The 20,514-nt window shown below is 72.2% G+C and carries 17 protein-coding genes; 13 read left to right on the top strand and 4 right to left on the bottom strand.

Annotation, left to right across the window (positions count from 1 at the left end; all coding sequences use genetic code 11):
• The first annotated feature begins 123 nt into the window (after positions 1-123).
• A complete protein-coding gene (locus ACX114_RS01860; RefSeq protein WP_459294091.1) occupies positions 124-1,050 on the top strand; it encodes an NmrA/HSCARG family protein in 927 nt (308 codons plus the stop codon).
• Positions 1,051-1,146: 96 nt separating this feature from the next.
• Entirely contained in the window at positions 1,147-1,869 is a 723-nt protein-coding gene (locus ACX114_RS01855) for a putative periplasmic lipoprotein (RefSeq protein ID WP_459294089.1), read from the top strand.
• Here the strand turns inward: ACX114_RS01855 and ACX114_RS01850 are convergent, their stop codons facing one another.
• On the bottom strand, positions 1,870-2,217 hold the full coding sequence (locus tag ACX114_RS01850; protein WP_459294087.1) for a hypothetical protein: 348 nt from the start codon (positions 2,215-2,217) through the stop codon (positions 1,870-1,872).
• Between the two features lie 102 nt (positions 2,218-2,319).
• Between ACX114_RS01850 and ACX114_RS01845 the strand changes: the two genes are divergently transcribed.
• The 3 genes from ACX114_RS01845 to ACX114_RS01835 all read left to right on the top strand — a co-directional run bounded on the left by ACX114_RS01845 (position 2,320) and on the right by ACX114_RS01835 (position 6,211).
• Positions 2,320-3,849 (top strand): FAD-binding oxidoreductase, encoded by a 1,530-nt coding sequence (locus ACX114_RS01845; RefSeq protein WP_459294085.1) that lies wholly within the window; start codon positions 2,320-2,322, stop codon positions 3,847-3,849.
• Positions 3,850-3,972: 123 nt separating this feature from the next.
• Positions 3,973-4,911 (top strand): hypothetical protein, encoded by a 939-nt coding sequence (locus ACX114_RS01840; RefSeq protein WP_459294083.1) that lies wholly within the window; start codon positions 3,973-3,975, stop codon positions 4,909-4,911.
• 112 nt (positions 4,912-5,023) lie between these two features.
• The gene (locus ACX114_RS01835) at positions 5,024-6,211 is read left to right on the top strand and encodes a tetratricopeptide repeat protein (RefSeq protein ID WP_459294081.1); all 1,188 of its coding nucleotides are present in this window, start codon (positions 5,024-5,026) and stop codon (positions 6,209-6,211) included.
• A 23-nt stretch (positions 6,212-6,234) separates the two neighbouring features.
• Here the strand turns inward: ACX114_RS01835 and ACX114_RS01830 are convergent, their stop codons facing one another.
• Positions 6,235-7,197, bottom strand: a complete 963-nt coding sequence (locus tag ACX114_RS01830) for an ornithine cyclodeaminase family protein (protein ID WP_459294079.1) — start codon at positions 7,195-7,197, stop codon at positions 6,235-6,237.
• A 268-nt stretch (positions 7,198-7,465) separates the two neighbouring features.
• Here ACX114_RS01830 and ACX114_RS01825 point away from each other — a divergent pair, with 268 nt between their 5' ends.
• Positions 7,466-9,496 carry an ATP-binding protein gene (locus ACX114_RS01825; RefSeq protein WP_459294077.1) on the top strand — a complete coding sequence of 677 codons (2,031 nt, stop codon included), beginning with the start codon at positions 7,466-7,468 and terminating at the stop codon, positions 9,494-9,496.
• A gap of 7 nt (positions 9,497-9,503) precedes the next feature.
• Here ACX114_RS01825 and ACX114_RS01820 read toward each other — a convergent pair whose 3' ends face one another.
• Positions 9,504-11,132, bottom strand: coding sequence for a Sapep family Mn(2+)-dependent dipeptidase (locus ACX114_RS01820; protein ID WP_459294075.1), 1,629 nt, complete (start codon positions 11,130-11,132; stop codon positions 9,504-9,506).
• Positions 11,133-11,244: 112 nt separating this feature from the next.
• On the opposite strand from ACX114_RS01820, the gene msrA reads away from it, so the two are divergent.
• The 6 genes from msrA (at position 11,245) to ACX114_RS01790 (ending at position 18,748) form a co-directional block, all read left to right on the top strand.
• Positions 11,245-11,901 (top strand): peptide-methionine (S)-S-oxide reductase MsrA, encoded by a 657-nt coding sequence (msrA, locus tag ACX114_RS01815; protein ID WP_459294073.1) that lies wholly within the window; start codon positions 11,245-11,247, stop codon positions 11,899-11,901.
• Between the two features lie 110 nt (positions 11,902-12,011).
• Positions 12,012-12,515 (top strand): aminoacyl-tRNA deacylase, encoded by a 504-nt coding sequence (locus ACX114_RS01810; RefSeq protein ID WP_459294071.1) that lies wholly within the window; start codon positions 12,012-12,014, stop codon positions 12,513-12,515.
• Positions 12,512-14,035 carry an argininosuccinate lyase gene (gene argH / locus ACX114_RS01805; RefSeq protein WP_459294069.1) on the top strand — a complete coding sequence of 508 codons (1,524 nt, stop codon included), beginning with the start codon at positions 12,512-12,514 and terminating at the stop codon, positions 14,033-14,035. The genes ACX114_RS01810 and argH overlap by 4 nt, the downstream gene beginning before the upstream one ends.
• 48 nt (positions 14,036-14,083) lie before the next feature.
• Positions 14,084-15,166 carry a cysteine synthase family protein gene (locus tag ACX114_RS01800; RefSeq protein WP_459294067.1) on the top strand — a complete coding sequence of 361 codons (1,083 nt, stop codon included), beginning with the start codon at positions 14,084-14,086 and terminating at the stop codon, positions 15,164-15,166.
• Positions 15,166-16,425 carry an ATP-grasp domain-containing protein gene (locus tag ACX114_RS01795; RefSeq protein ID WP_459294065.1) on the top strand — a complete coding sequence of 420 codons (1,260 nt, stop codon included), beginning with the start codon at positions 15,166-15,168 and terminating at the stop codon, positions 16,423-16,425. Before ACX114_RS01800 ends, ACX114_RS01795 begins: the two co-directional genes overlap by 1 nt.
• 10 nt (positions 16,426-16,435) lie before the next feature.
• Positions 16,436-18,748 (top strand): M20/M25/M40 family metallo-hydrolase, encoded by a 2,313-nt coding sequence (locus ACX114_RS01790; protein WP_459294063.1) that lies wholly within the window; start codon positions 16,436-16,438, stop codon positions 18,746-18,748.
• Positions 18,749-18,754: 6 nt separating this feature from the next.
• Here the strand turns inward: ACX114_RS01790 and ACX114_RS01785 are convergent, their stop codons facing one another.
• Positions 18,755-19,510, bottom strand: a complete 756-nt coding sequence (locus tag ACX114_RS01785; protein WP_459294061.1) for a thioesterase II family protein — start codon at positions 19,508-19,510, stop codon at positions 18,755-18,757.
• A gap of 46 nt (positions 19,511-19,556) precedes the next feature.
• Here ACX114_RS01785 and ACX114_RS01780 point away from each other — a divergent pair, with 46 nt between their 5' ends.
• Positions 19,557-20,414, top strand: a complete 858-nt coding sequence (locus tag ACX114_RS01780) for a class I SAM-dependent methyltransferase (RefSeq protein ID WP_459294059.1) — start codon at positions 19,557-19,559, stop codon at positions 20,412-20,414.
• Positions 20,415-20,514: the final 100 nt, after the last annotated feature.

Below are 20,514 nucleotides of genomic sequence, written 5' to 3'. Positions count from 1 at the left end.
TGAGGTCGCCTGCCTGCCTCGGGAGCCTGTGCTCGGGGGAGGACACTGCGGCTTCCAGGCCTCGCCATTGGCCGGGGGCGTCTCCAGTTTTCCGTGACACGTCGCGTCCGGAGGTCTGAACCCATGCCCGTGGATTTCTCCATCACCGTGCTCGTCACTGGCGCCACCGGCCAACAGGGCGGTGCCGTCCTGCGCAAGCTCGCCGACCGGGGACACCATGTGGTGGCCCTGGTGCGGGACGCGGACGCCCCGGCCGCCCGCGCCCTGCGCAGGCCCGGCGTCACCCTGGCCCAGGGCGACTTCGACGACCCCGTCTCCCTGGAGGCCGCCATGCGCGGCGTGGACGCCGTCTACGCCATGGCCACGCCCTTTGGCGCGGGCGGCGTGGACGCGGAGGTCCAGCACGGCAAGAACCTGGCGGACGCGGCGAAGCGCGCCAACGTGCGGCACTTCGTGTACTCGTCCGTGGCGGGCGCGTCGGAGCTCACCGGCGTCCCGCACTTCGACAGCAAGCACGCCGTGGAGCTGTACCTGCGGCGCCGGGACATGCCCTTCACCATCCTGGCCCCCACCTTCTTCATGGAGAACCTCCTCCAGCCGCCCACGCGCGACCTGCTGGCGGCGGGGAAGCTGGCCCTGGGGCTGCCCGCGACGCGCGGCCTTCAGATGGTCGCCATCGAGGACCTGGCCGGCTTCGCGCTGCACGTGCTGGGAGACCCGGAGCGCTTCATCGGCGAGCGCTTCGAGGTCGCCTCCGACGAGGTGACGGGCCAGCAGGCCGCCGCGCTGCTCTCCATGGTGGGCGGCCACCGCATCAACTTCGAACAGGTCCCGTTGGATCAGCTCCAGCAGCAGAGCGAGGACCTGGCGGCCATGTTCGAGTGGCTGGACCGCGTGGGCTACCACGCGGACATCCTCACCCTGCGCAACAGCTACCCGCGCGTGGGCTGGCAGACCTTCGAGACCTGGGCGCGCCACCAGGACTGGGGCTTCGTCAACGCGCCCGCCTGGCCCGCCACCGCCGCCGAACCGGTGACGCCCCAGCCGTAGAGTCCCCGTCCGGCCGCCCGCTGCACGGGGTGGAGCACGGGGCATGTCATCCCCTGAACGCCGCACGCCCTACCTTGAAGTACGAGGAGGCATGCGATGCGTGGAGTATTGGGAGTGGGGGCCCTGGGGTTGATGCTGATGGCGGGCTGCGCGGCGGAGACCAAGCTGCGGCCCGTGCCGGAAGCGGGAATCCTCCAGGGTGGCAAGAGCAGCGCCATCACGGAGGAAGCGGGCGTGCGGCTCACGGCGGACGGCTCGGCGTGGCAGGGCTCCCCGTCCGACCTGGAACGCCGGGTCACCCCCGTCTACGTCCGGCTGGAGAACCACGGGGACCGCCCGCTGCGCCTCCAGTACAAGGACTTCGCGCTGGTGGGCCAGGAGTCGCGCTTCCGCTACAGCGCGCTGGCGCCCCTATCGCTGCGGCGGGCCAGCTCGTCGCGCGACACGGAGGAGCCCGCGAGCATCCGCCCGGCGATGTACCCCGCGGGCAGGGTCTGGGTGGGCGGCGGTTACGGCTACGGCTACGGGCCCTGGCGCGGCTGGGGACCCGGCTGGTACGGCGGCCCCTGGGGCTGGGGCAGCCCCTTCTACGGGCCCTACCCGTACTACTACGAGCAGCCGCTGCCCACCGAGGACATGCTCAACGACGCGCTGCCCGAGGGCACGCTGGAGCCCGGCGGCACGCAGGAGGGCTTCCTCTACTTCCAGGGCGTGGCCCACCGCGAGAACGCGGTGACGCTCCAGTTGAACCTGGTGGATGCCCAGACAGGAGAGCCCTTCGGCTCGATGGGCATCCCCTTCGAGGTGAGCACGAAGTAGCTAGTGCAGGAGCGTGCTGGGGGGCGCGTAGGGAGAGCGCCCCCCGTCGTGCGCCAGGTCGAGCAGCGGCGCCTCCTCCGGCTGCCCCAGCGCGCGCCGCACGTCCGCGCCCTTCAGGGGCAGGCCCATCAGCGGCCCCAGGAGGAACAAGTCCAGCGCGCCGGACAGCAGCGGCACCAGGCCCGTCAGCGCCACCATCGCGCCCCGGGGCGTGCCCGTGCCCAGCCCGCCCAGGACCATGCCCGTGCCCGCCAGAATCCGAATCCACCGTCCGTTGCGCGAATTGATGAAGCCGACCATGAACAACCTCCCCACGCCGAAGATGAACACGCGACAGGGGGCGACCACGGCCGGTGTCCACCCGGCGACCCTCTGAGCCCGGGGCCTGCCCGCCCGCTCGCCGTCCGGGGAGTCAGCGGGGGGACGCTCGCGCGGGCATACTGCGGCCCCGTGAGCGAAACCGATGGGAAGGCTCCGGACCTGCAAGCGGCGCTGACCGCGTGGCGGCAGGCCGTGGGCGAGGCGCACGTCATCCTGGACCCCGAAGCGCTGGAGGCCGCCCAGACGGCCACCTTCGCCACCACCCAGCGCATCCCCGCCATCGTGCGGCCCGCGGACACGGCGCAGGTGCAGGCGTGCCTGCGCATCGCCAGCGCGCACCGCGTGCCGGTGTACCCGGTGAGCGCCGGCCGCAACTGGGGCTACGGCTCGCGCGTGCCTGCCGGCGACGGCAGCGTGCTGCTGGACCTGGGGCGCATGAGCCGCATCGTCGCGTACGACGAACAGCTCGCGTACATCACCGTGGAGCCCGGCGTGACGTTCCGCCAGGCCGCCGCGTACCTGCGCGAGCAGAGGTCCTCCAACTTCATCACCACCATCGGCGGCTCTCCGGACGCGAGCATGGTGGGCAACGCGCTGGAGCGCGGCGACGGGCGCGGCCCGAACGCGGACATCTTCCAGCACGTGTGCGCGCTGGAGGCAGTGCTGCCCACGGGCGAGCGCGTGGAGACGGGCCACGCCAGATTCCCGGACTCGCGCGCCGCGCCCGTCTTCCGCTGGGGCCTGGGCCCGGTGCTGGATGGCCTGTTCAGCCAGTCGTCGCTGGGCGTGGTGACGCGGATGACGTTCTGGCTCGCGCGCAAGCAGCCCTGGCTGCGCGAGTTCGTCTGCGCCGTGAACGACGACGCGCAGCTCTGGGGCTTCGTGGACCGGCTCCAGGCGCTGGCCCTGGACGGCACGCTCAAGGGCAGCTTCTTCTTCTGGAACGACATCAAGGCCTACAGCGTCACGCAGCAGTACCCCTACGCCGCCGTGGGCCGCACGCCCCTGCCGGACTGGGCGCGCGAGAAGTTCCGCGAGGGCTTCGGCCGCTGGGCCATCAGCGGCACCCTCACTGCCCCGGACGCGGAGTTCGGCGCCCTCCTGGAGAAGCGGCTCGCGCGCGCCCTCGATGGCGCCTTCCGCCCGCTGTCCTTCGGCCCGGAGGTGCTGGACGGCGACGGCGGCTTCCAGGGCGTGCCCAGCGAGGCCAACCTCGCCATGACCTACTGGCGCAAGCGCACGCCCCAGCCGGAGGACCCGCACCCGGACCGGGACCGCTGCGGCTTCATCTGGTGCTGCGTCGCCGTCCCCTTCACCGGACCGGAGGCGAAGCGCGCCTCGGACATCGCCGACCGCGTCCCCCGCCTCTTCGGCTTCGAGCCCAACCTCGCGCTCCTCGCCTTCTCCCCGCGCTGCCTCTACCTCATCACCGCGCTCGCCTATGACCGCGACGCGAAGGGCGAGGACGCCCGCGCCCAGGCCTGCTACCGCGCCCTCACCCGCGAGCTGGCGGATGCCGGGTACCATCTGACCCGCGCAGGACTCCAGGCGCGAGAGGCCGTACCGGCGGTGCGGGACGACTCCGCGGCGGTGCGCCAGCGGCTGAAGGACGCGTTCGATCCCGAGGGAATCCTGGCTCCCGGGAGATCCGAGCCCTGAGGGCGCTCGCGCGGATCAGAAAGAAAAAGAGGCGCGGAAACTTTCTCGGGTGGGCGCTCGATACTCTCTCAAGTCACAAGATTCCCCACCGCGCATCATCGCGCCCGCCGGAGCCCCCCTTCCATGGCCATCGAGACCAACCGCTACCGCCCCGTGTTCCGGAACCCCACGACGCCCGCTCCCGCGAACGGGACGCAGGTGCGCCGCGAGGTGCAGGCCCAGACGCACAACCGGGCCCAGGGCGAGGCGACCATCGACCTGAACCGTGGCGTGCAGGGCAACCGCGTCACCACCAGCAACCAGGCCAACCCCAACACCACGTCGAACATCCAGCAGCAGCTGGAGACCAGCCGCTTCGACCAGACGGTGGCCTCCGGTGAGTGGAACCGCAGCTGGACCGCGGCCTCCGGCTCCCACACCTCCGGTGACGTGAACGGCAGCTTCCACAACACGGTGGAAGGCCAGGCGCTGACGGCGGACGTGGCCGCGCAGGGCAGCGTCTCCGTGGACCCGCTGCACGGCCGGATTGGCGCGCAGGGCTCCGTGGACGCGCGCGCCGACCTGGTGCGCGGCTCCGTGGAAGGCCACGCGGACACGGCGCTGGGCCGCTCCGAGTGGGGCGCCGAGGGCAACGTGGGCGCCGAGGCGACCGCCACGGGCCAGGTGGTCGTGGATCCGCTGCACGGCCAGGTCGCGGCCTCGGTGCACGGTGAGGCCTTCGCCGGCGCCCGCGCCAGCGCGGAGGTCACCCAGGAGATTGGCCCCGCGACCGTCACGGCCGGCGCGGAGGCCTTCGCCGGCATCGGCGTGGAGTTCGAGGCCAACGTCGGCCTGCAGGACGGCAAGCTGTCCGCCAACTTCGACGTGGGCGCGGCGCTGGGCATCGGCGCCAGCGTGGAGTTCGGCTTCTCCGTCGACGTGGGCAAGATTGGCGACGCCGCCCAGGCCGCCGTGCAGAACGTGGGCAACGCGGTGCAGAGCGTGGGCAACGCGGTGCAGAACGTCGGCGAGGGCATCAAGAACGTCGGCGAGGGCATCAAGAACGCGCTGAGCCACTGGTAGTCGGCCGCCTTCTTCACCCCCAGCTCTTCCCAGGGCCTCGTCCATCCGGGCGAGGCCCTTTCCTTTTCCCCGTTGCTCGACAGCCCCCGCCCCCTGGGGGACACTTTCCATCATGAACTCTCTGGAAACCCTTCTCGCGCAGGGTCAGGTGGCCCAGGCCAAGGCCGAGGCCGAGAAGCTCCTCGCGAAGAACCCCAACCACCGCGACGCGCTGGTGGTGATGGCCAAGCTGGCGCTCGTGGAGAACAAGGTGCCCCAGGCGGAGGGCCTGCTCGCCAAGGCGGAGGCCCAGGGCGCCACGGCGGAGACCGGCCTCGTGCGCGCGAACATCGCCGCCCAGAAGGGCCAGCTGGACGCCGCCCTCAAGGCCTACCAGGGCGTGCTCGCGGTGGAGCCCAACCGCGCCGAGGCGCACTTCGGCAAGGGCATGATGCTGATCAAGCAGGACAAGGCGCCCCAGGCGCTGGAGGCCCTGTCCCAGGCCGCGAAGCTGGCGCCCCAGAACCCGGTGTTCCGCTACCGGCTGGGCCAGGTGCAACTGGAGGCGGGCCAGACGGACGCCGGCCTCGCCACCCTGCGTGAGGTCCTCACGCTGGCGCCGCGCTTCGTGCCCGCGTACCTGAGCCTGTCGCACGCGCTGTCCGCCCAGGAGAAGCTGGTGGACGCACGCAAGGTGCTGGAGCAGGGCCTCAAGGCGGTGCCCAACCAGCCGCGCCTGCTCGCCTCCGTGACGGTGCTGTCCATGGCGCTGCGCGACCTGCGCACGTCCTACCAGGCGGCCTCCACGCTCGCGGCCCAGCGCCCGAAGGACGCGGACGCCCAGGCGAACCTGGCGCAGCTGATGCTGGCGCGCGGTCAGATAGAGCAGGCCCGGCACCTGTGCCAGACCATGGCATCGCTGGGCGTCGCCAGCGAGTCGCTGAAGATGGCGGAGGCCACCTGCTACGAGTCGCAGGAGCCGCCCGCGTACGACAAGGCCATCGCCGCGTACGAGCAGGGCATGGGCCTGGCGCCGGACGGCTGGCGCGCGGCGAACAACCTGGGCCAGTTGCTGCTGCGCGTCCCCGCGGAGCCGGCGAACACCCACCTGCCGCGCGCGGTGACGGTGCTGGAGGAGGCCGTGCGCCGCGCCCCGGAGCGCCCGGAGCCGCTGCTCAACCTGGCGCTCGCGCAGGCGCGCCTGGGCCAGGAGCAGAAGGCGAAGGAGCTGGTGCAGAAGGTGCTCGCCATGCCGCTGGCGGAGGACACCGACCTGCACGAAGAGGCCACGCGCCTCGCGAAGACGCTGACCAAGGCCTGAAGCAAAGCCGGACGGGGCCCGCGCTACTCGTTGAAGTCGAGCGTGGGCACGTCCTCGTCGCCGGTCGCCGACTGGTACACATGCCAGGCGGCGGCCAGGTCCTGGAAGGGCAGGCCCACCCCGGCGAACACCGTCACCTGTTCCTGGGACGTGCGCCCGGGCTTGAGGCCCGCGAGGACCTCGCCCAGCTCCGCGTGGATGGCGGCCTCCGTGAGCCCCACCGCGCCCGCCGCGCCGGTGGAGACGCTCAGGCCGCGGTGGTCGCAGACGAACAGCGACTGCTCGAGCAGGTCCTGGGACAGCTCCGCCTTGCCCGGCTCGTCCGCGCCCAGCGCGGTGATGTGCGTGCCCGGTCGCACCATGCCCGCGTGCAGGAAGGGCTGGTGGCTCCACGTCGCCGTCACCACGATGTCCGCGTCCGCCACGGCGTCCGCCACGGACGTCTCCACGCGCACGGGCAGGTTCAGCTCCTGGTACATGCGCTGCGCGTAGGCGTTCGCGTGCGCGATGTTCGTGTCGTAGACGCGCACCTGGCTGAGCGTGCGCACCAGCCGCAGTTGCTTGAGCTGGAGCACGCCCTGGCGGCCGGCGCCAATCACCGCCACGCGCGTCGCGTCCGGCCGGGCCAGCACGTCCGCGGCCAGCGCGCCCACCACGCCGGTGCGCACGGCGGTGAGGTGGCCGGAGTCCATCACCGCGAGCAGCCCTCCGGTCACCAGGTCGTGCAGGTGCACCACGCCCTGGATGGCGGGCTTCTGCGCGGGGAACTTCGAGTGCACCTTCACCGTGTACGCGGGGATGCCGGGCACGCAGCCGGGGAAGAGCACCAGCGCGGTGCCCACCGAGTGCAGCGGCGCGCGCACGCGCTGCGGGGCCACCGTGCGGGCCAGGACGTCGGTGCGGAAGGCCTCGCGAAGGTCGTCCAGGAGCAGGAGCGCCTGGATGTTGCGGGCCACGGCGGAGCGGTTGAGCAGGAGGGTGCGCATGCTGTGCCAGCCACCCTACCCGAGCGTGCGCGTGCCCTGGGGCGCGAACGTCCCCAGGGCCGGCCGAGCGCACGAAGGTGAACGGCCCGCCGGGCGGTGCGTCCAGGGCCCGGCCCGGAACCGGCGGGCGAGGGCTCGTGGCGGCCCCCTCCATTGGATGGAGGGACGAAGCGCGCCGGGCCCACCATGCGCAGACTTTCCGCGAGGAGCGGCGCGACCGGGCGTTGGCCTGGGGAGACTGGCGATGCAGGAGCCGGATTCACACTCCATGGACGAGCTTGCGCGCGGCGGCCCCCGTCCGTCCGCGGCGGAGTTCCTGCGCGCGAATCACGACGTGCTGCTGGCGGAATGGCAGCAGGCGGTGATGCAGGACCTGGGCGGGAAGGAGACCGTCCGCCAGCCCTGGCTCATCGACCACCTGCCGGAGCTGCTCAGCGCCCTGGCGGACGCGATGGAGTCGGGGCCGGAGGCGCTGGATGAGCGCCTGGAGGCGGCGCACGCGGCGGCCCGCCTGGACGCGGGCTTCAACCTGGGCGAGGTGGCGCGGGAGTACGCGCTCCTGCGCCGCTGCATCCTCCACCGGCTGGAGGCGCTGGAGCTGCGGCTGCGTCCCGGAGACCTCACGCGCATGGAGGAGATGCTCGACCGGGTGGTCACCCGGACCATGACCTTCTTCTGGGACATGAAGCAGCGCATCCTCCAGACGCTGGACCGCATGTCCGAGGCGACGCTGGACGACCCGGGCATGGAGACGCTCCTGGAGCGCCTGCTCACCCGGCTGATGGAGTCCGCGCTCACCGTGGACACCGCGGCGGTGATGCTGCTGGAGGATGATGTGCTGGTGGTGCGCGCCTCGGTGGGCCTGAGCATGCACGAGGTGAAGGGCCTGCGCGTGCCGGTGGGCCAGGGCGTGAGCGGGCGGGCGGCGCTGGAGCGGCGGCCCTTCTTCGTCCGCTCGGCCGCCACGGACCCGCGCGTCCTCGTCGGTCCGCTGCGCCGCGCGGGGCTGCGCGCGTTGTACGGCCTGCCGCTCATGGACGGCGAGCGGCTGCTGGGCATGGCGTACATGGGCTCGCGCACGGCCTTCGACTTCTCCGACTCGGACGTGCTGCTCTTCCACGCCGTCGCGGAGCGGGCCTCCGCGCACATCGCCCAGACGGAGCTGCACGCGCGTGAGCACGAGGCGCGCAGGGAGGCCGAGCGGTCGCTGGCGCTGCTGGACTCGCTGTTGGAAGCGGCGCCCGTGGGCATCGCGTTCATGGACACGGACCTGCGCTACCTGCGCATCAACGGCACGCTGGCGCGCCTCAACGGCCGGTCCGTGGAGGCGCACCGGGGCCGCACGGTGCGCGAGATGGTCCGTGAAGACCTCGTGGCATCCGTCGAGCGGCCGATGCGGCAGGTGCTGGAGACCGGGCAGCCCGTGCAGGACGTGCTCATCCAGGGGCCGGATCCGGTGCGGGGCCGCGCGGGGTCCTGGCGCGTGGACTACTTCCCGGTGCGAACCCCGGACGGCGTGCTGCTGGGGGTGGGCAACACGGTGGTGGACATCAGCGACTACAAGCGCGCGGAGGCCGCGCTCCAGCAGGCCATCGACTTCCGCGAGGAGCTCATCGCCGTCCTGGGCCACGACCTGCGCAACCCCCTGCACGCGGTGAACGCGTCGGCCTTCATGCTGGGGAAGGTCCCGGCGCTGGACACGACGGCGCGCCGCTCCGTGGACCGCATCCGCAAGGCCACCGCGCGGATGACGCGGATGATCAACGACATCCTCGACTTCGCGCGCAGCCGCCTGGGCGGAGGCATCCCGGTGACGCGCCAGCACGTGAACATGGAGGAGCTGTGCCAGGGCATGCTGGAGGAGCTCCAGGTCGTCTATCCGGAGCGGCCCCTGGTGCTGGAGGTGCAGGGGGAGGACCTGTGGGGGGACTGGGACCCGGACCGGGTGACGCAGGTGCTGGGCAACCTGGTGGTGAACGCGCTGCAACACGCGCGGAACGACTCGCCCGTCGTCACCACGCTCACGAGCGAGGCTGTGGACGTGGTGATGCGGGTGCGCAACGAGGGCGACCCCATCCCGCCGGAGCTGCTGCCGCACCTGTTCGACCCGTTCAAGCAGTCGACCGTGCCGGACCAGGGCCGCAAGCACCGCAGCCTGGGGCTGGGGCTCTACATCGTGAGCGAGATCGTCCAGGTGCACCGGGGCAGCGTCCGCGTGGAGACCGCCGCCGGGGACGGCACGACCTTCACCGTGCGCTGGCCCCGCGTCCCTCCGCCCCTGGGCTACCTGCCGCCGTGAGCCGCCGTCACGGCGCGGCCTTCACCTCGGACGCGGGCGCGATGGCGAGCGTGTGCACCGCCTCCGCGAGCATGCGCGTGCTCAGGTCCAGCGTCTCCAGCGCGATGGATTCATCCGGGGCGTGGCCGGTGTAGGGCTCGTTGGGGAACGCGGGCCCGAAGTCCACGGCGCGCGGGAAGAGCCGCGCGTAGGTGCCGCCGCGGATGGAGCCCGGCACCGCGTCCGGCGCCTTGCGCTGCCGCTGGTAGATGTCCATCAGCGTCTTCACCAGCGGGCCGGACGTGTCCGCCACGTGCGGGTCACCCACGTAGCGGCCGGCGCCCTCCTTCACCTGGCCACCGGAGTCCTCGCCCACGCGCTTCGCGGCGGCGTCCAGCGACGCGTTGAAGGCCGCCGCGTCCTGGCCCTGCGGCCGGCGCATGTTGACGCCCAGGGACACGGTGCCGTCCTTCACGCGCAGCACGGTGGGCGCCACCAGCAGCGGGCCCATCAGCGCGTCCTGGTACTTCAGGCCCAGCTTCTCGCCGTGGTGGTCGCCGTCGAAGCGCTTCGCCACCACGCGCAAGAGCGCCGCGATGCCGTTGTCCTCCAGCGCCAGGCGCGAGGCCACGGCGGACACGTCCCAGAGCGCGTTGTGCCCCTCGTCCGCGGTGGACGAGTGCACCGCCACGCCGTGGGTGGTGAGCACCACCGCATCGCCCACGCGCTTCGCCTCGGCCTTCAGGTCCTTGCGCGCGGAGGACTCCTGCGCGATGGCGGCCTTCACGGCGGCGAGCACCGTCTCCGGCGTCTGGCCCTTCACGGGCGCGAGCTTCAGCGTGGCGGTGCCGGGCACCTGGGTGAGGAACTCGCCCGCGCTCACGTCCACGGCGCGCGCGACGATGCCCTCCTTCGGCGTGGCGGGGGCCGCGCCCACGGGCGCCTCCAGCGTCCACGCGACGAAGCCGGACTGCGCGGCCATCACCGGGTAGCCGGAGTCCACGGAGATGACGTGCGTGGGCTTGGGCTGCGTGTCGGCGTAGTTCTTCATGCCGTTCCAGTCGCTCTCCTCGCCGTTGCCGATGATGATCAGCACCTTGCCCTGGGGCTTGAGGCCCAGGTCCTTCGCCATGGCCAGCGCGACGAGCCCGGAGGCGATGGGGCCCTTGTCGTCCTCCACGCCCCGGCCGTACAGGCGGCCCTTCTCCACCACCGGCTTGAAGGGCGCGCGCTTCCACTCATGCGCGGGCGCGGGGACCACGTCGCCGTGGAACACGAGCCCCAGCAGCGGCTCGCCCTCGCCCCAGGACAGCTCGAAGACGTCATTGGCGCCCACGGTGCGGAAGCCGAAGCCGTGCTGCTTCGCCCACGCCTCCAGGGCGCGGCCCATGGCGGCCACCTCCGGGTTCTTCGCGGCGGGGGACTCGCTGCTCACCGTCTTGAAGCGGACGAGCGTCTGCGTGAGGGCCACCACGTCATCCAGTGCACAGGCCTGGACGTAGGCGGCGTAACGCTCCGCGGCGGAGCTGCCCTTCAGGGCGGTGTCGGAGAAGCGGGCGGCGCGGGCGGCGGGCTTGCCGGCGCAGCGCGGGTCCTTGGCGGCGAGGGCGGCGGTGGGGGCCAGGAGACAGAGGGCGGCGAGGAGGCGGGTGCGCATGGGAGGCCTGGGAAACCGTCGGGCGGGCGGGGCATTCCTGGTGGGACGGCGGGCGGGCGGGTGGGCGTGCGCCGGGCGTGAAAACGGGAGGGCCCGGGGCTAAAGCTAGAGCATGTTCTTCACGTCCCCGAAGAAGTTGAGGCTCCCCACTCCGCAGGAGGCGCTGCCAGGCCGCCCGCAGGAGATGCCGGTTCCGCAGAAGCACACCGTGCTGGGCACCCCGCTGAAGGGTCCGGTGCCGGAGGGCTTTGAGACAGCCATCTTCGGCATGGGCTGCTTCTGGGGCGTCGAGCGCAAGTTCTGGCAGGTGCCCGGCGTGTACTCCACCGCGGTGGGCTACGCGGGCGGGCTGACGCCGAACCCCACGTACGAAGAGGTCTGCTCCGGGCTCACCGGCCACAACGAGGTCGTGCGCGTGGTGTTCGACCCGGCGAAGGTCACGTACGCGCAGCTCTTGAAGGTGTTCTGGGAGAACCACGACCCGACACAAGGCATGCGTCAGGGCAACGACGCGGGCACGCAGTACCGCTCCGGCATCTACTTCGCGAACGACGCGCAGAAGCGCGCCGCGGAGGAGACGCGGCAGGCTTATCAGGCCGCGCTCAACGCGAAGGGCCTGGGCGACATCACCACGGAGGTCCTGCCCGCTCCGGCCTTCTATTACGCCGAGGATTACCACCAGCAGTATCTGCAGAAGAACCCGGGGGGTTATTGCGGCGTGGGTGGCACCGGCGTGAGCTGCCCGATTGGCATTGGCGTGAGCGCGTAAAGCTCGCGCGCACGACGTGAAACACGCGCGCGGAGCGGATCCACCGTCACGGGTTCCGCTCCGCGGGCACCCTGTACGCAAGAGGGGAAATCTTTAAAATCGCGTCCGTCATGCACACGACGGATGCGCCTTCCCGACGCGATTTTTTGGAGCAGTACCTGCGTGATTCGCAGGTCTCCGCGACGCTGATCAACCCTGGCGCGGACATGCCCACGGTGCCGCTGGCGGCAGCGGCGCTGGGCGTGGCCCCCGCGCAAATCGTCAAGACCATCGTCTTCGAGGGGAAGAAGGACGCGTCCCGCGCGTGTCTGGCCATCGCGCCCGGCGACATCCGCATCGCCACCGCGAAGGTGGCCGCCGCGCTCCAGCTCACGCAGCTCAAGCTGGCCAGCGCGCCGACGGTGTTGCGGCTGACGGGCTACGCCGTGGGCGGCGTCCCTCCGGTGGGACACGCGACGCCGCTGCCCGTGGTCATCGACTCGCGCGTGCTCCCGTACGACATCGTCTTCGGCGGCGGCGGGGATGATCAGCACATGCTGCGCATCTCGCCGCGGGACATCCAGCGGCTCACCGGCGCGGTGGTGGCGGACATCGCCGCGGAGGACGCACGATGAGCGCGCAGACGCTGGGCCGCGTTTCGCTGCCACCCCACCCCGTCCTCTTCCGGCTGTTCTACGAGCCGGGCTTCGCGGACGACCAGCGCACGGTGCTGCCGCACCTCCTGCGCATCGACGCGGCGCACCTGGTGATGCTCGCGCACCGGGGCATCCTTCCTTCGGAGACCGTGGCGCGCCTCCTGTCCGTCAACCGCGACCTGCGGCGGCGCTCGGACGCGGGGGAGCTGGTGTTCGAGACGCCCGCGTCGCACCGCGGCCTCTATCTCACGTACGAGAACGAATACATCCACCGGCTGGGAGGCGAGGTCGGCGGATCCGCGCACGTGGCCCGCAGCCGCAACGACATCAACGCCACCGTGACGCGGATGCGGCTGCGCGCGGAGCTCCTGAGCGTGCTCGCCAGCTGCGAGTCCCTGTCGCGCACGCTGAGCACACAGGCGTACGCGCACTCGGGCACGGTGATGAGCTCCTTCACCCACCAGCAGCCCGCGCAGCCCTCCACGTTCGGCCACTACCTGACGGCGGTGCTGTCGGAGCTCGTCCGGGGCACCGCGTGGCTCGCTGGCAGCTACGCGACGGTCAACCGCAGCCCCATGGGCGCCGCGGCCGGCGGTGGCACGTCGTTCCCGATTGATCCGCACGAGGTCGCGTCGCTGCTGGGCTTCTCCGCGCCGGTGCTCAACTCCGCGGACGCCGTCGGTTCGCGGGACTTCGTCATCCAGGTGCTGGCGCCGCTGGCGCTCCTGGGCACCACGCTCACGCGGCTGGCCAATGACCTGCAGGCCTGGGCCAGCATGGCCTACGGCTTCCTCGACTGGCCGGATGACCTGGTGAGCACCAGCTCCATCATGCCGCAGAAGCGCAACGCCTTCGTCCTGGAGCACATCCGCGGGCAGGCGGTGCACCCCACCGGCGCGCTGATGAACGCCCTGATGGGCTTGAAGAACACGCCCTTCACCAACAGCGTGGAGGTCAGCGGTGAAGTCTCCGCGCACCTGTGGCCCGCGCTCCGGGGCATCAGCAAGGCGCTCCAGCTGATGGACCTGCTGCTCCAGCACGTGCGCGTCCGCCCGGACGCGATGCGCGCCTTCCTGGTCCACGCGGACACGACGATGACCGCCGTCGCGGACCACCTGGTCGCACGGCACGGGCTCGCGTTCCGCACGGCCCACGACGTGGTGGCCCGGCTCGTGGCGCGCAAGACGGGCGACACGCCCCTCACCGCCGCGGAGGCCCGGCGCGGGTTGGAGGCGCTGCTGCTCGAAGTCACCTCGCGCGCCTTCACGCTCGACGAGGCGGAGCTGGCGCGCGCGCTGGAGCCCGCCACCTGCGTGGAGGCCGCCGCCCATGGTGGAGGCCCCGCGCCCGACTCCGTCCGGCTCCAGCTCGCCGCGCTGGAGGACCCGGGCCTCACCACCTCCCTCCATGTCTGGCGCGCCGAACAGGAAGACGCGCGTGGCCAGTTGGAGCATGCCGTCACCGCGCTTCTCACCGCCTCCGGATTCCCGACCCCCTAACCCGCCCGTCCTCTCGCCATGCTCAAGGTCTCGTCCGTCCTGGAGTTGATGAAGAACACCCCCCTGGTCTCGCTGCGAGGCCGCGCCGTGAACCGGCCGCGCGCGACGCTGTGGGGCAAGCTGGAGCTGTCCATGCCCGGTCAGATGAAGGACCGGGTCGCGCTCAAGATGGTGACCGACGCGGAGGCGCGGGGCGACCTGCGGCCCGGCGGCACCATCGTCGAGAGCTCCTCCGGCACCATGGCGGAGGGCCTGGCCCGCGTGGGCACCGTCAAGGGCTACCGGGTCATCATCATCACCGACCCGCGCATCGACGTGAGCACCGCCGCCAAGCTGCGGGCGCTGGGCGCCGAGGTCCTCGTGGTGGACGCCTACCACCCCACCGGCGGCTGGCAGCAGTCGCGGCTGGCGCGCCTGCGGGACGTGCTGCGCGACGTGCCTGGTGCCTACTGGCCGCGCCAATACGACAGCCCCAGCAACCCGGGCGCGTACAACAGCGCCATGGCCCAGGAGCTGACCGAGGCGCTGGGCGGCAACATCGCCGCGCTGGTGGCCAGCGTGGGCAGCGGCGGGTCCTTGAGCGGAACGGCCGCCGCGCTCAAGCAGCGCCTGCCGCACGTGCGCGTGGTGGCCGTGGACGCGGTGGGCTCCGTGCAGTTCCACCAGCCCAACCGCCCCCGGCTCCAGAGTGGCCACGGCAACAGCATCATCGCGGGCAACATCAACTACCGCGTCATCGACGAGGCCCACTGGCTGTCCGACGGCGAGGTGTTCCAGGGCTGCCGTGAGCTGGCCCGGCGCGAGGGCATCTTCGCGGGCGGCTCGTCCGGCGCGGTCTACATCGTGGGCTCGTGGCTCGCGGAGCAGTTCGGTCCGGACGCGCACGTCGTGGGCATCTTCCCGGACAAGGGCGACCGCTACGGGGAGACCATCTACTCGGACGACTACCTGGCGAAGCATCACATCGCGGGCCCGGAGCACACCGCCGCGGCGGCCCCACAGGCCATCCGCTACGGCGTGGACGTGGCCGAGCGCTGGAGCCACGCGCCGCTGCCCCATGACGGCGGCGTCCCGTACCACGCGCCGGACATCACGCTCAGCGGCGATCTCACCCGGGAGCTGGGGCTGTGATGCGCGCGCACTTCGCCTTCATCGAGAGCAACACCACGGGCACCGGCAAGCTCGCCGTGGAGCGGCTGGTGGCCCAGGGACAGCAGGTCACCTTCATCACCCGTCAGCCCGGCAAGTACCCCTTCCTCGCGAAGCTCGCGGGCAGCCCGGGCCTCCAGGTGCTGGAGGCGGACACGAACGACAAGGAGGCAATGGACGCCTGCGTGCGGGCCCTGACGGCGCGCACGCGCGTGGACGCGCTCCTCACCTTCTCCACGTTCTACGTGCCGCTGGTGGCGCAACTGGCCGCCCGGTACGGCTTCCGCTACCTGAACCCGGACGCGGCCCGCATCTGCCATGAGAAGCACGAGGCCCGGAGGGTGCTGCGCGACGCGGGCCTGCCCACGCCGGACTTCTGGCTCGTCTCCTCCGAGGCCCAGGCGCTCCAGGTGAGCCGCGAGGCCACCTATCCCTGCGTGGTGAAGCCCACCGCGGAGAGCGGCAGCACCGGCGTGCGGCGCGTGGACACACCCGAAGCGCTGCTGGCGCACTACCGGTCGCTCGCGTCGCGCCGGGTGAACGAGCGCGGCCAGGCGCTGGCCGGCGAGGTGCTGGTGGAGGGCTTCCTCACCGGGCCCGAGTTCAGCGTGGAGACCGTGACGCTCGCTCGGGGCGACACGCGCGTCATCGGCGTCACGCGCAAGCACCTGTCCGCGCCGCCGCACTTCGTGGAGATGGGCCACGACTTTCCGGCGCCCATCGCCGACAGCGAGCGCCAGGCGCTGGAGCGCGCCGTGGTGGCCGCGCTGGACGCGGTGGGCTTCGACCTGGGCCCCGCGCACACGGAGATCCGCCTCTGCGCCCAGGGCCCGGTGGTCATCGAGATCAACCCGCGGCTCGCGGGCGGGATGATTCCGGAGCTGGTGCGCCACGCGACCGGCATCGACCTGCTGACGGTGCTGCTGGAGCAGCTGCTCGGGCGGCCCGTGGACCTGACGCCCCGCCAGAAGGCCACGGCCTCCATCCGCTTCCTCACCGCGGCCAGCACGGGGCGGCTTACGGCGGTGCACGGCGTGGAGGAAGCGCGCCAGGAGGACGGCGTGCGCGAGGTGTCCGTGGACAAGGCGCCGGGCGTCAGCGTGCGTCCGCCGGAGAGCTCCGGAGACCGGCTGGGCCACGTCATCGCGAGCGGCGAGGACCGCGCCCACGTGGAGCGCGCGGTGACGCGGGCGCTGGAGCGGATCCGCTTCGACGTGGTGGCCCCGGAAGCGGCGGCGTGAAGGTCCGCGCATGAGCTCCCGCCTCGCCAGCCTCGCGGCCGTGGTGCTCACCGCGCTCACGGCCGCGCTCGCGCTGCACTTCGCCTCCGCGCCCACGGCGCTGCCCGCGACAGCGCCCCCGGAGGTGTTCTCCGCGGGGCGTGCGCGCGAGCACCTGGCGCGCATCGCGGCCCGTCCGCACCCCGTGGGCTCGCAGGCCCACCGCGAGGTGCGCGAGTACCTGGTGGACACCGTGCGCGGCCTGGGCGTCACGCCGGAGGTGCAGGCCACGGCCGCCATCCACCCGGACATGGAGGAGCAGTCCATCCCGGGCGCCACCGTCCACAACGTGCTCGCCCACGTGAAGGGCCAGGACAGCCGAGGCGTCATCGCCATCGTCGCGCACTATGACTCCGTGCCCACTTCGCCCGGCGCCTCGGATGACGGGGCCGGCGTGGCGGCGATGCTGGAGACGCTGCGGGCGCTGCGCACGGGTCCGCCGCTGCGCAACGACGTCCTCTTCCTCTTCACGGACGCGGAGGAGACGGGGCTGGTGGGGGCGCGGGCGTTCGCGTTTCATCACCCGCTGGCGGAGCGGATCTCCGTGGTCCTCAACTTCGAGGCCCGGGGCTCGCAGGGGCCCTCGCTGATGTTCCAGCCGGGACCCGGCAACCGCTGGCTCATCCAGCATCTGGCGCGCTCGGGTGCGCCCGCCCAGGCCAGCTCGCTGTTCGACGAGGTGTACCGGCGGTTGCAGAACGACACGGACTTCTCCGTCTTCCTCCAGCGGGGGAAGACGGGCCTCAACTTCGGCTTCCTCGACGGGTTCATGCGCTACCACGCGCGCACGGACGACCTCGCCCACTTCGGCCTGGACAGCCTCCAGCACCACGGAGAGGTGATGCTCGCGCTAGCGCGGCACCTGGGCAACGACGCGCTGGAGCCCGCGCCGCCGGAGGACGCCGTCTACTTCAACGCCGGGCCCGTCCTCGTGCACCACCCGGCCACCTGGGCCGCGCCCATCGCGCTGCTGGCGCTGCTCGCGGTGGCGGCGGTGATTGCCCAGGGACTGCGAAGGGGCCGGCTGCGCGCATCCGGGCTGGCATGGGGCGCGGGAGCATTGCTCGCGGCGACGGTGGCGAGCGCGGCGGCGGTCCAGGCCGCGTGGTGGCTGGTGCTGCGCATCGACGGAGGCCTGGGCGTGCTGCCGCAGGGTGACGCCTACCACGGCACCTTCTTCATCGCGGGGCTGCTGGCGCTCACGCTGTCGACGGTAGTTGGCGTCCAGGCGCTCTTCCAGCGCAGGGCGCGCGCGGAGGAACTGTCGGCGGGGGCGCTCGCGGTGTGGGCCGTGCTGGGCGCGGCCAGTGCGTTCGCGGCGCCGGGCCTCAGCTATCTGTTCGCGGTGCCTGCCCTCGTGGGCGCAATCGCGCTCGGAGGACGGCTTCGCGGATCGCCGGAGCAGCCCTCCGCGCGAGGCCGGCTGCTGCTGGCCATGAGCGCCATTCCGGCCCTGCTGCTGTGGGTGCCGCAGGTGCTCAACCTCTACGTCGCGCTGACGCTCGCCATGGCATCCGTGGCGACGCTGGCGGTGGCGCCCTTCTTCGCGCTGCTGTGGCCGCAGGTCTTCGCGCCAATGGCGCGTCCCGGCCGCACAGTGGCGCTGCCCGTGCTCGCGCTGGCGTGCGTGCTCCTGGGCGTGGGCGTGGTGCGGGAGCGCTTCGACGCGAGCGACCCACGCCCCAGCAGCGTCGCCTACGCCGTGGATGCCACTCAGGGCGAGGCGTACTGGCTCTCCAGCGACTTCGAAGTGGACGCGTGGGCCTCACGCTTCGTGAGCGCGGATGCTCCGGCGCGCCGCCTGGACAGCTACCTGCCCCGCTTCTGGCGCGACGTGCGCGTGGTGCCCGCGCCCCACCGTCCCCTCCCGGCCCCCAGCGTGCGCGTGACCCAGGACGAGACGCGGGACGGGCTGCGGCGGCTGTTGCTCCACGTGGAGTCCGTGGAGCACGCGCCCCTGCTCCAGGTCCGGTTCGGCGCGGGCACGCCGCTGCGGGCGCTGACCATCGCCGGCCAGGGGGTGCACGCAAGCGCCGTGGCCCGGCTGCGCGACGCGCCGGGCGGCGGTCTGCTGGAGTACTGGGACGTGCCTCCAGGAGGCCTGCCACTGGAGCTCACCGTGCCCGAAGGCACGCGAGTCCAACTCCGTGCGACCGCCGTGCGCTACGACCTGGACCAGGCCCCTGGCGCGCCCGCGTCCCAACGCCCGGAGGACACCATGCCGGTGCCCTTCGGCTTCGCGGTCACGGACGAGACACTGGTGAGCGTGACCGGCGAATACTGACGCGCCTCAGAGTCCCGGCACGACCCCGCGCAGCTTCCGCCACATCACCTGGATGACGGCGGGGTACGCGGCACGGATGAAGAGGTGCCCCCCGGGCAGCATGTGCTGGGAGAACGCGCCACGCGTCCGCTCGCGCCACGCGGCCAGCTCCTCCCGGGAGACCGCCGCGTCATCCAGCCCTCCGAACGCGGAGAGGGGAACGTCCACCGGCTCACCGGGTCCAGGCGCCGCGCTCTCCGCCAACTGGAGATCCGCGCGCAGCAGCGGTCCCCACGCCTCCATCAGCCCCGCGTCCGGGAGCCCATCGAAGGCTCCCGCGCCCAACTGGCGCACCACCTGGAGGAACTCCGGCTCCGGCAGCGCGTGCAGCAGCGGGCCCGTGCGCGGCAGGCCGGGCGCGGGCGCTCCGGACACGAAGAGGTGCACCGGCGCGGGCCCACCTCGCTGGCGCAGGCGCCGCGTCCACTCGAAGGCCACCAGCGCCCCCAGGCTGTGCCCGAAGAAGGCGAACGGCCGGTCCTCCAGGAGGGGCGACAGCGCCGCGTCCATCTCCTCCAGCAGCGCGGACAGCGACGTGAAGGGCCGCTCCGACAGGCGCTCCTCGCGTCCCGGCGGCTGCACCGCGGCCAGCTCCATGCCCTCGGGCAGCACGCTGGCCCAGGGGCGGAACACGGACGCGCCACCGCCCGCGAACGGGAAGCAGAACAGGCGCACGCGGGTGCCGGCGCGGGCCCGGTGCAGGGGCAACCAGGAGGAAGTCACCCCTCTCTTCTACCCTTGCACCCTGCACCCCTGGAATCATGGCCCCATGGCTCCCTCCAAAGAACTGCATGAAGCCAACCGGCGCTCGTGGAACGAGGCCACCCCGGCCCACAACAGTCACAAGGGCGACCAGGCCCGCGTGCTGCGCGAAGGCCAATCCACCCTCTTCCCCGAGGAGCAGGAGCTCGTCGGTGACGTGCGGGGCAAGTCACTGGTGCACCTCCTGTGCAACAGCGGGCAGGACACGCTGAGCTTCGCGGCGAAGGGCGCGCGGGTGACGGGCGTGGACATCAGCGACGAGGCCATCGCGTTCGCGCGCTCGCTCTCCGAGGCGTCCGGCCTCCCGGGCACCTTCGTGCGGCAGGACGTCTACGACTGGCTCGCCGCCGCCTCCGCGGAAGGCACGCGCTACGACGTCGCCTTCTCCTCCTACGGCGCGATGTGCTGGCTGTCCGACCTGGGCGCGTGGGCCCGGGGACTCGCGGGTGTGCTCGCTCCGGGAGGCCGCTTCGTCGTCGTCGATTTCCATCCGCTGGCGCTCACGCTCGACGAGCAGTGGAGGCTCCACTACCCCTATGGTGGTGGCGTGCATGTGGAGACCTCGGGCGTGACGGACTACGTCGCGCAGGCGCAGGACGCGCTCGTGCCCTGGGGCTTCCAGGAGGGCGTGAAGGACTTCCGCAACCCGCATCCGGACCACACGTTCCAGTGGGGCCTGGGGGAGATCATCACCGCCCTGTTGTCCGCGGGCTTGCGGCTCGAAGCCCTCCGCGAGTACCCGTACGCGAACGGCGCGCGCCTCTTCCCACGCATGCGCGAGACCGAGGGCCGCCGCATGTGGCCACCCGAGGAGTTGCCTTCCGTGCCGCTGATGTTCGGACTCGTGGTGATCAAGCCCGCTTGAGCTCCGCGCCTACTCCCCACCTCCTTGTTCGCATCCGGGAATTTGTCTATTTCCGGACAGGTGGGGATTTCCATCCGTGTGCAGGGATTGCACAAAGAGT

The organism is Corallococcus sp. M7 (assembly GCF_054512695.1).
This window is presented reverse-complemented; position numbering and strand designations above follow the sequence as displayed.

Coding starts and splice junctions, on each gene's coding strand:
- ACX114_RS01855 (WP_459294089.1), top strand. CDS start 1,147: ATGCGTGGAGTATTGGGAGTGGGGGCCCTGGGGTTGATGCTGATGGCG.
- msrA (WP_459294073.1), top strand. CDS start 11,245: ATGTTCTTCACGTCCCCGAAGAAGTTGAGGCTCCCCACTCCGCAGGAG.
- ACX114_RS01840 (WP_459294083.1), top strand. CDS start 3,973: ATGGCCATCGAGACCAACCGCTACCGCCCCGTGTTCCGGAACCCCACG.
- ACX114_RS01830 (WP_459294079.1), bottom strand. CDS start 7,197: ATGCGCACCCTCCTGCTCAACCGCTCCGCCGTGGCCCGCAACATCCAG.
- ACX114_RS01795 (WP_459294065.1), top strand. CDS start 15,166: ATGCGCGCGCACTTCGCCTTCATCGAGAGCAACACCACGGGCACCGGC.
- ACX114_RS01780 (WP_459294059.1), top strand. CDS start 19,557: ATGGCTCCCTCCAAAGAACTGCATGAAGCCAACCGGCGCTCGTGGAAC.
- ACX114_RS01810 (WP_459294071.1), top strand. CDS start 12,012: ATGCACACGACGGATGCGCCTTCCCGACGCGATTTTTTGGAGCAGTAC.
- ACX114_RS01825 (WP_459294077.1), top strand. CDS start 7,466: ATGGACGAGCTTGCGCGCGGCGGCCCCCGTCCGTCCGCGGCGGAGTTC.
- ACX114_RS01860 (WP_459294091.1), top strand. CDS start 124: ATGCCCGTGGATTTCTCCATCACCGTGCTCGTCACTGGCGCCACCGGC.
- ACX114_RS01790 (WP_459294063.1), top strand. CDS start 16,436: ATGAGCTCCCGCCTCGCCAGCCTCGCGGCCGTGGTGCTCACCGCGCTC.
- ACX114_RS01800 (WP_459294067.1), top strand. CDS start 14,084: ATGAAGAACACCCCCCTGGTCTCGCTGCGAGGCCGCGCCGTGAACCGG.
- ACX114_RS01820 (WP_459294075.1), bottom strand. CDS start 11,132: ATGCGCACCCGCCTCCTCGCCGCCCTCTGTCTCCTGGCCCCCACCGCC.
- argH (WP_459294069.1), top strand. CDS start 12,512: ATGAGCGCGCAGACGCTGGGCCGCGTTTCGCTGCCACCCCACCCCGTC.
- ACX114_RS01835 (WP_459294081.1), top strand. CDS start 5,024: ATGAACTCTCTGGAAACCCTTCTCGCGCAGGGTCAGGTGGCCCAGGCC.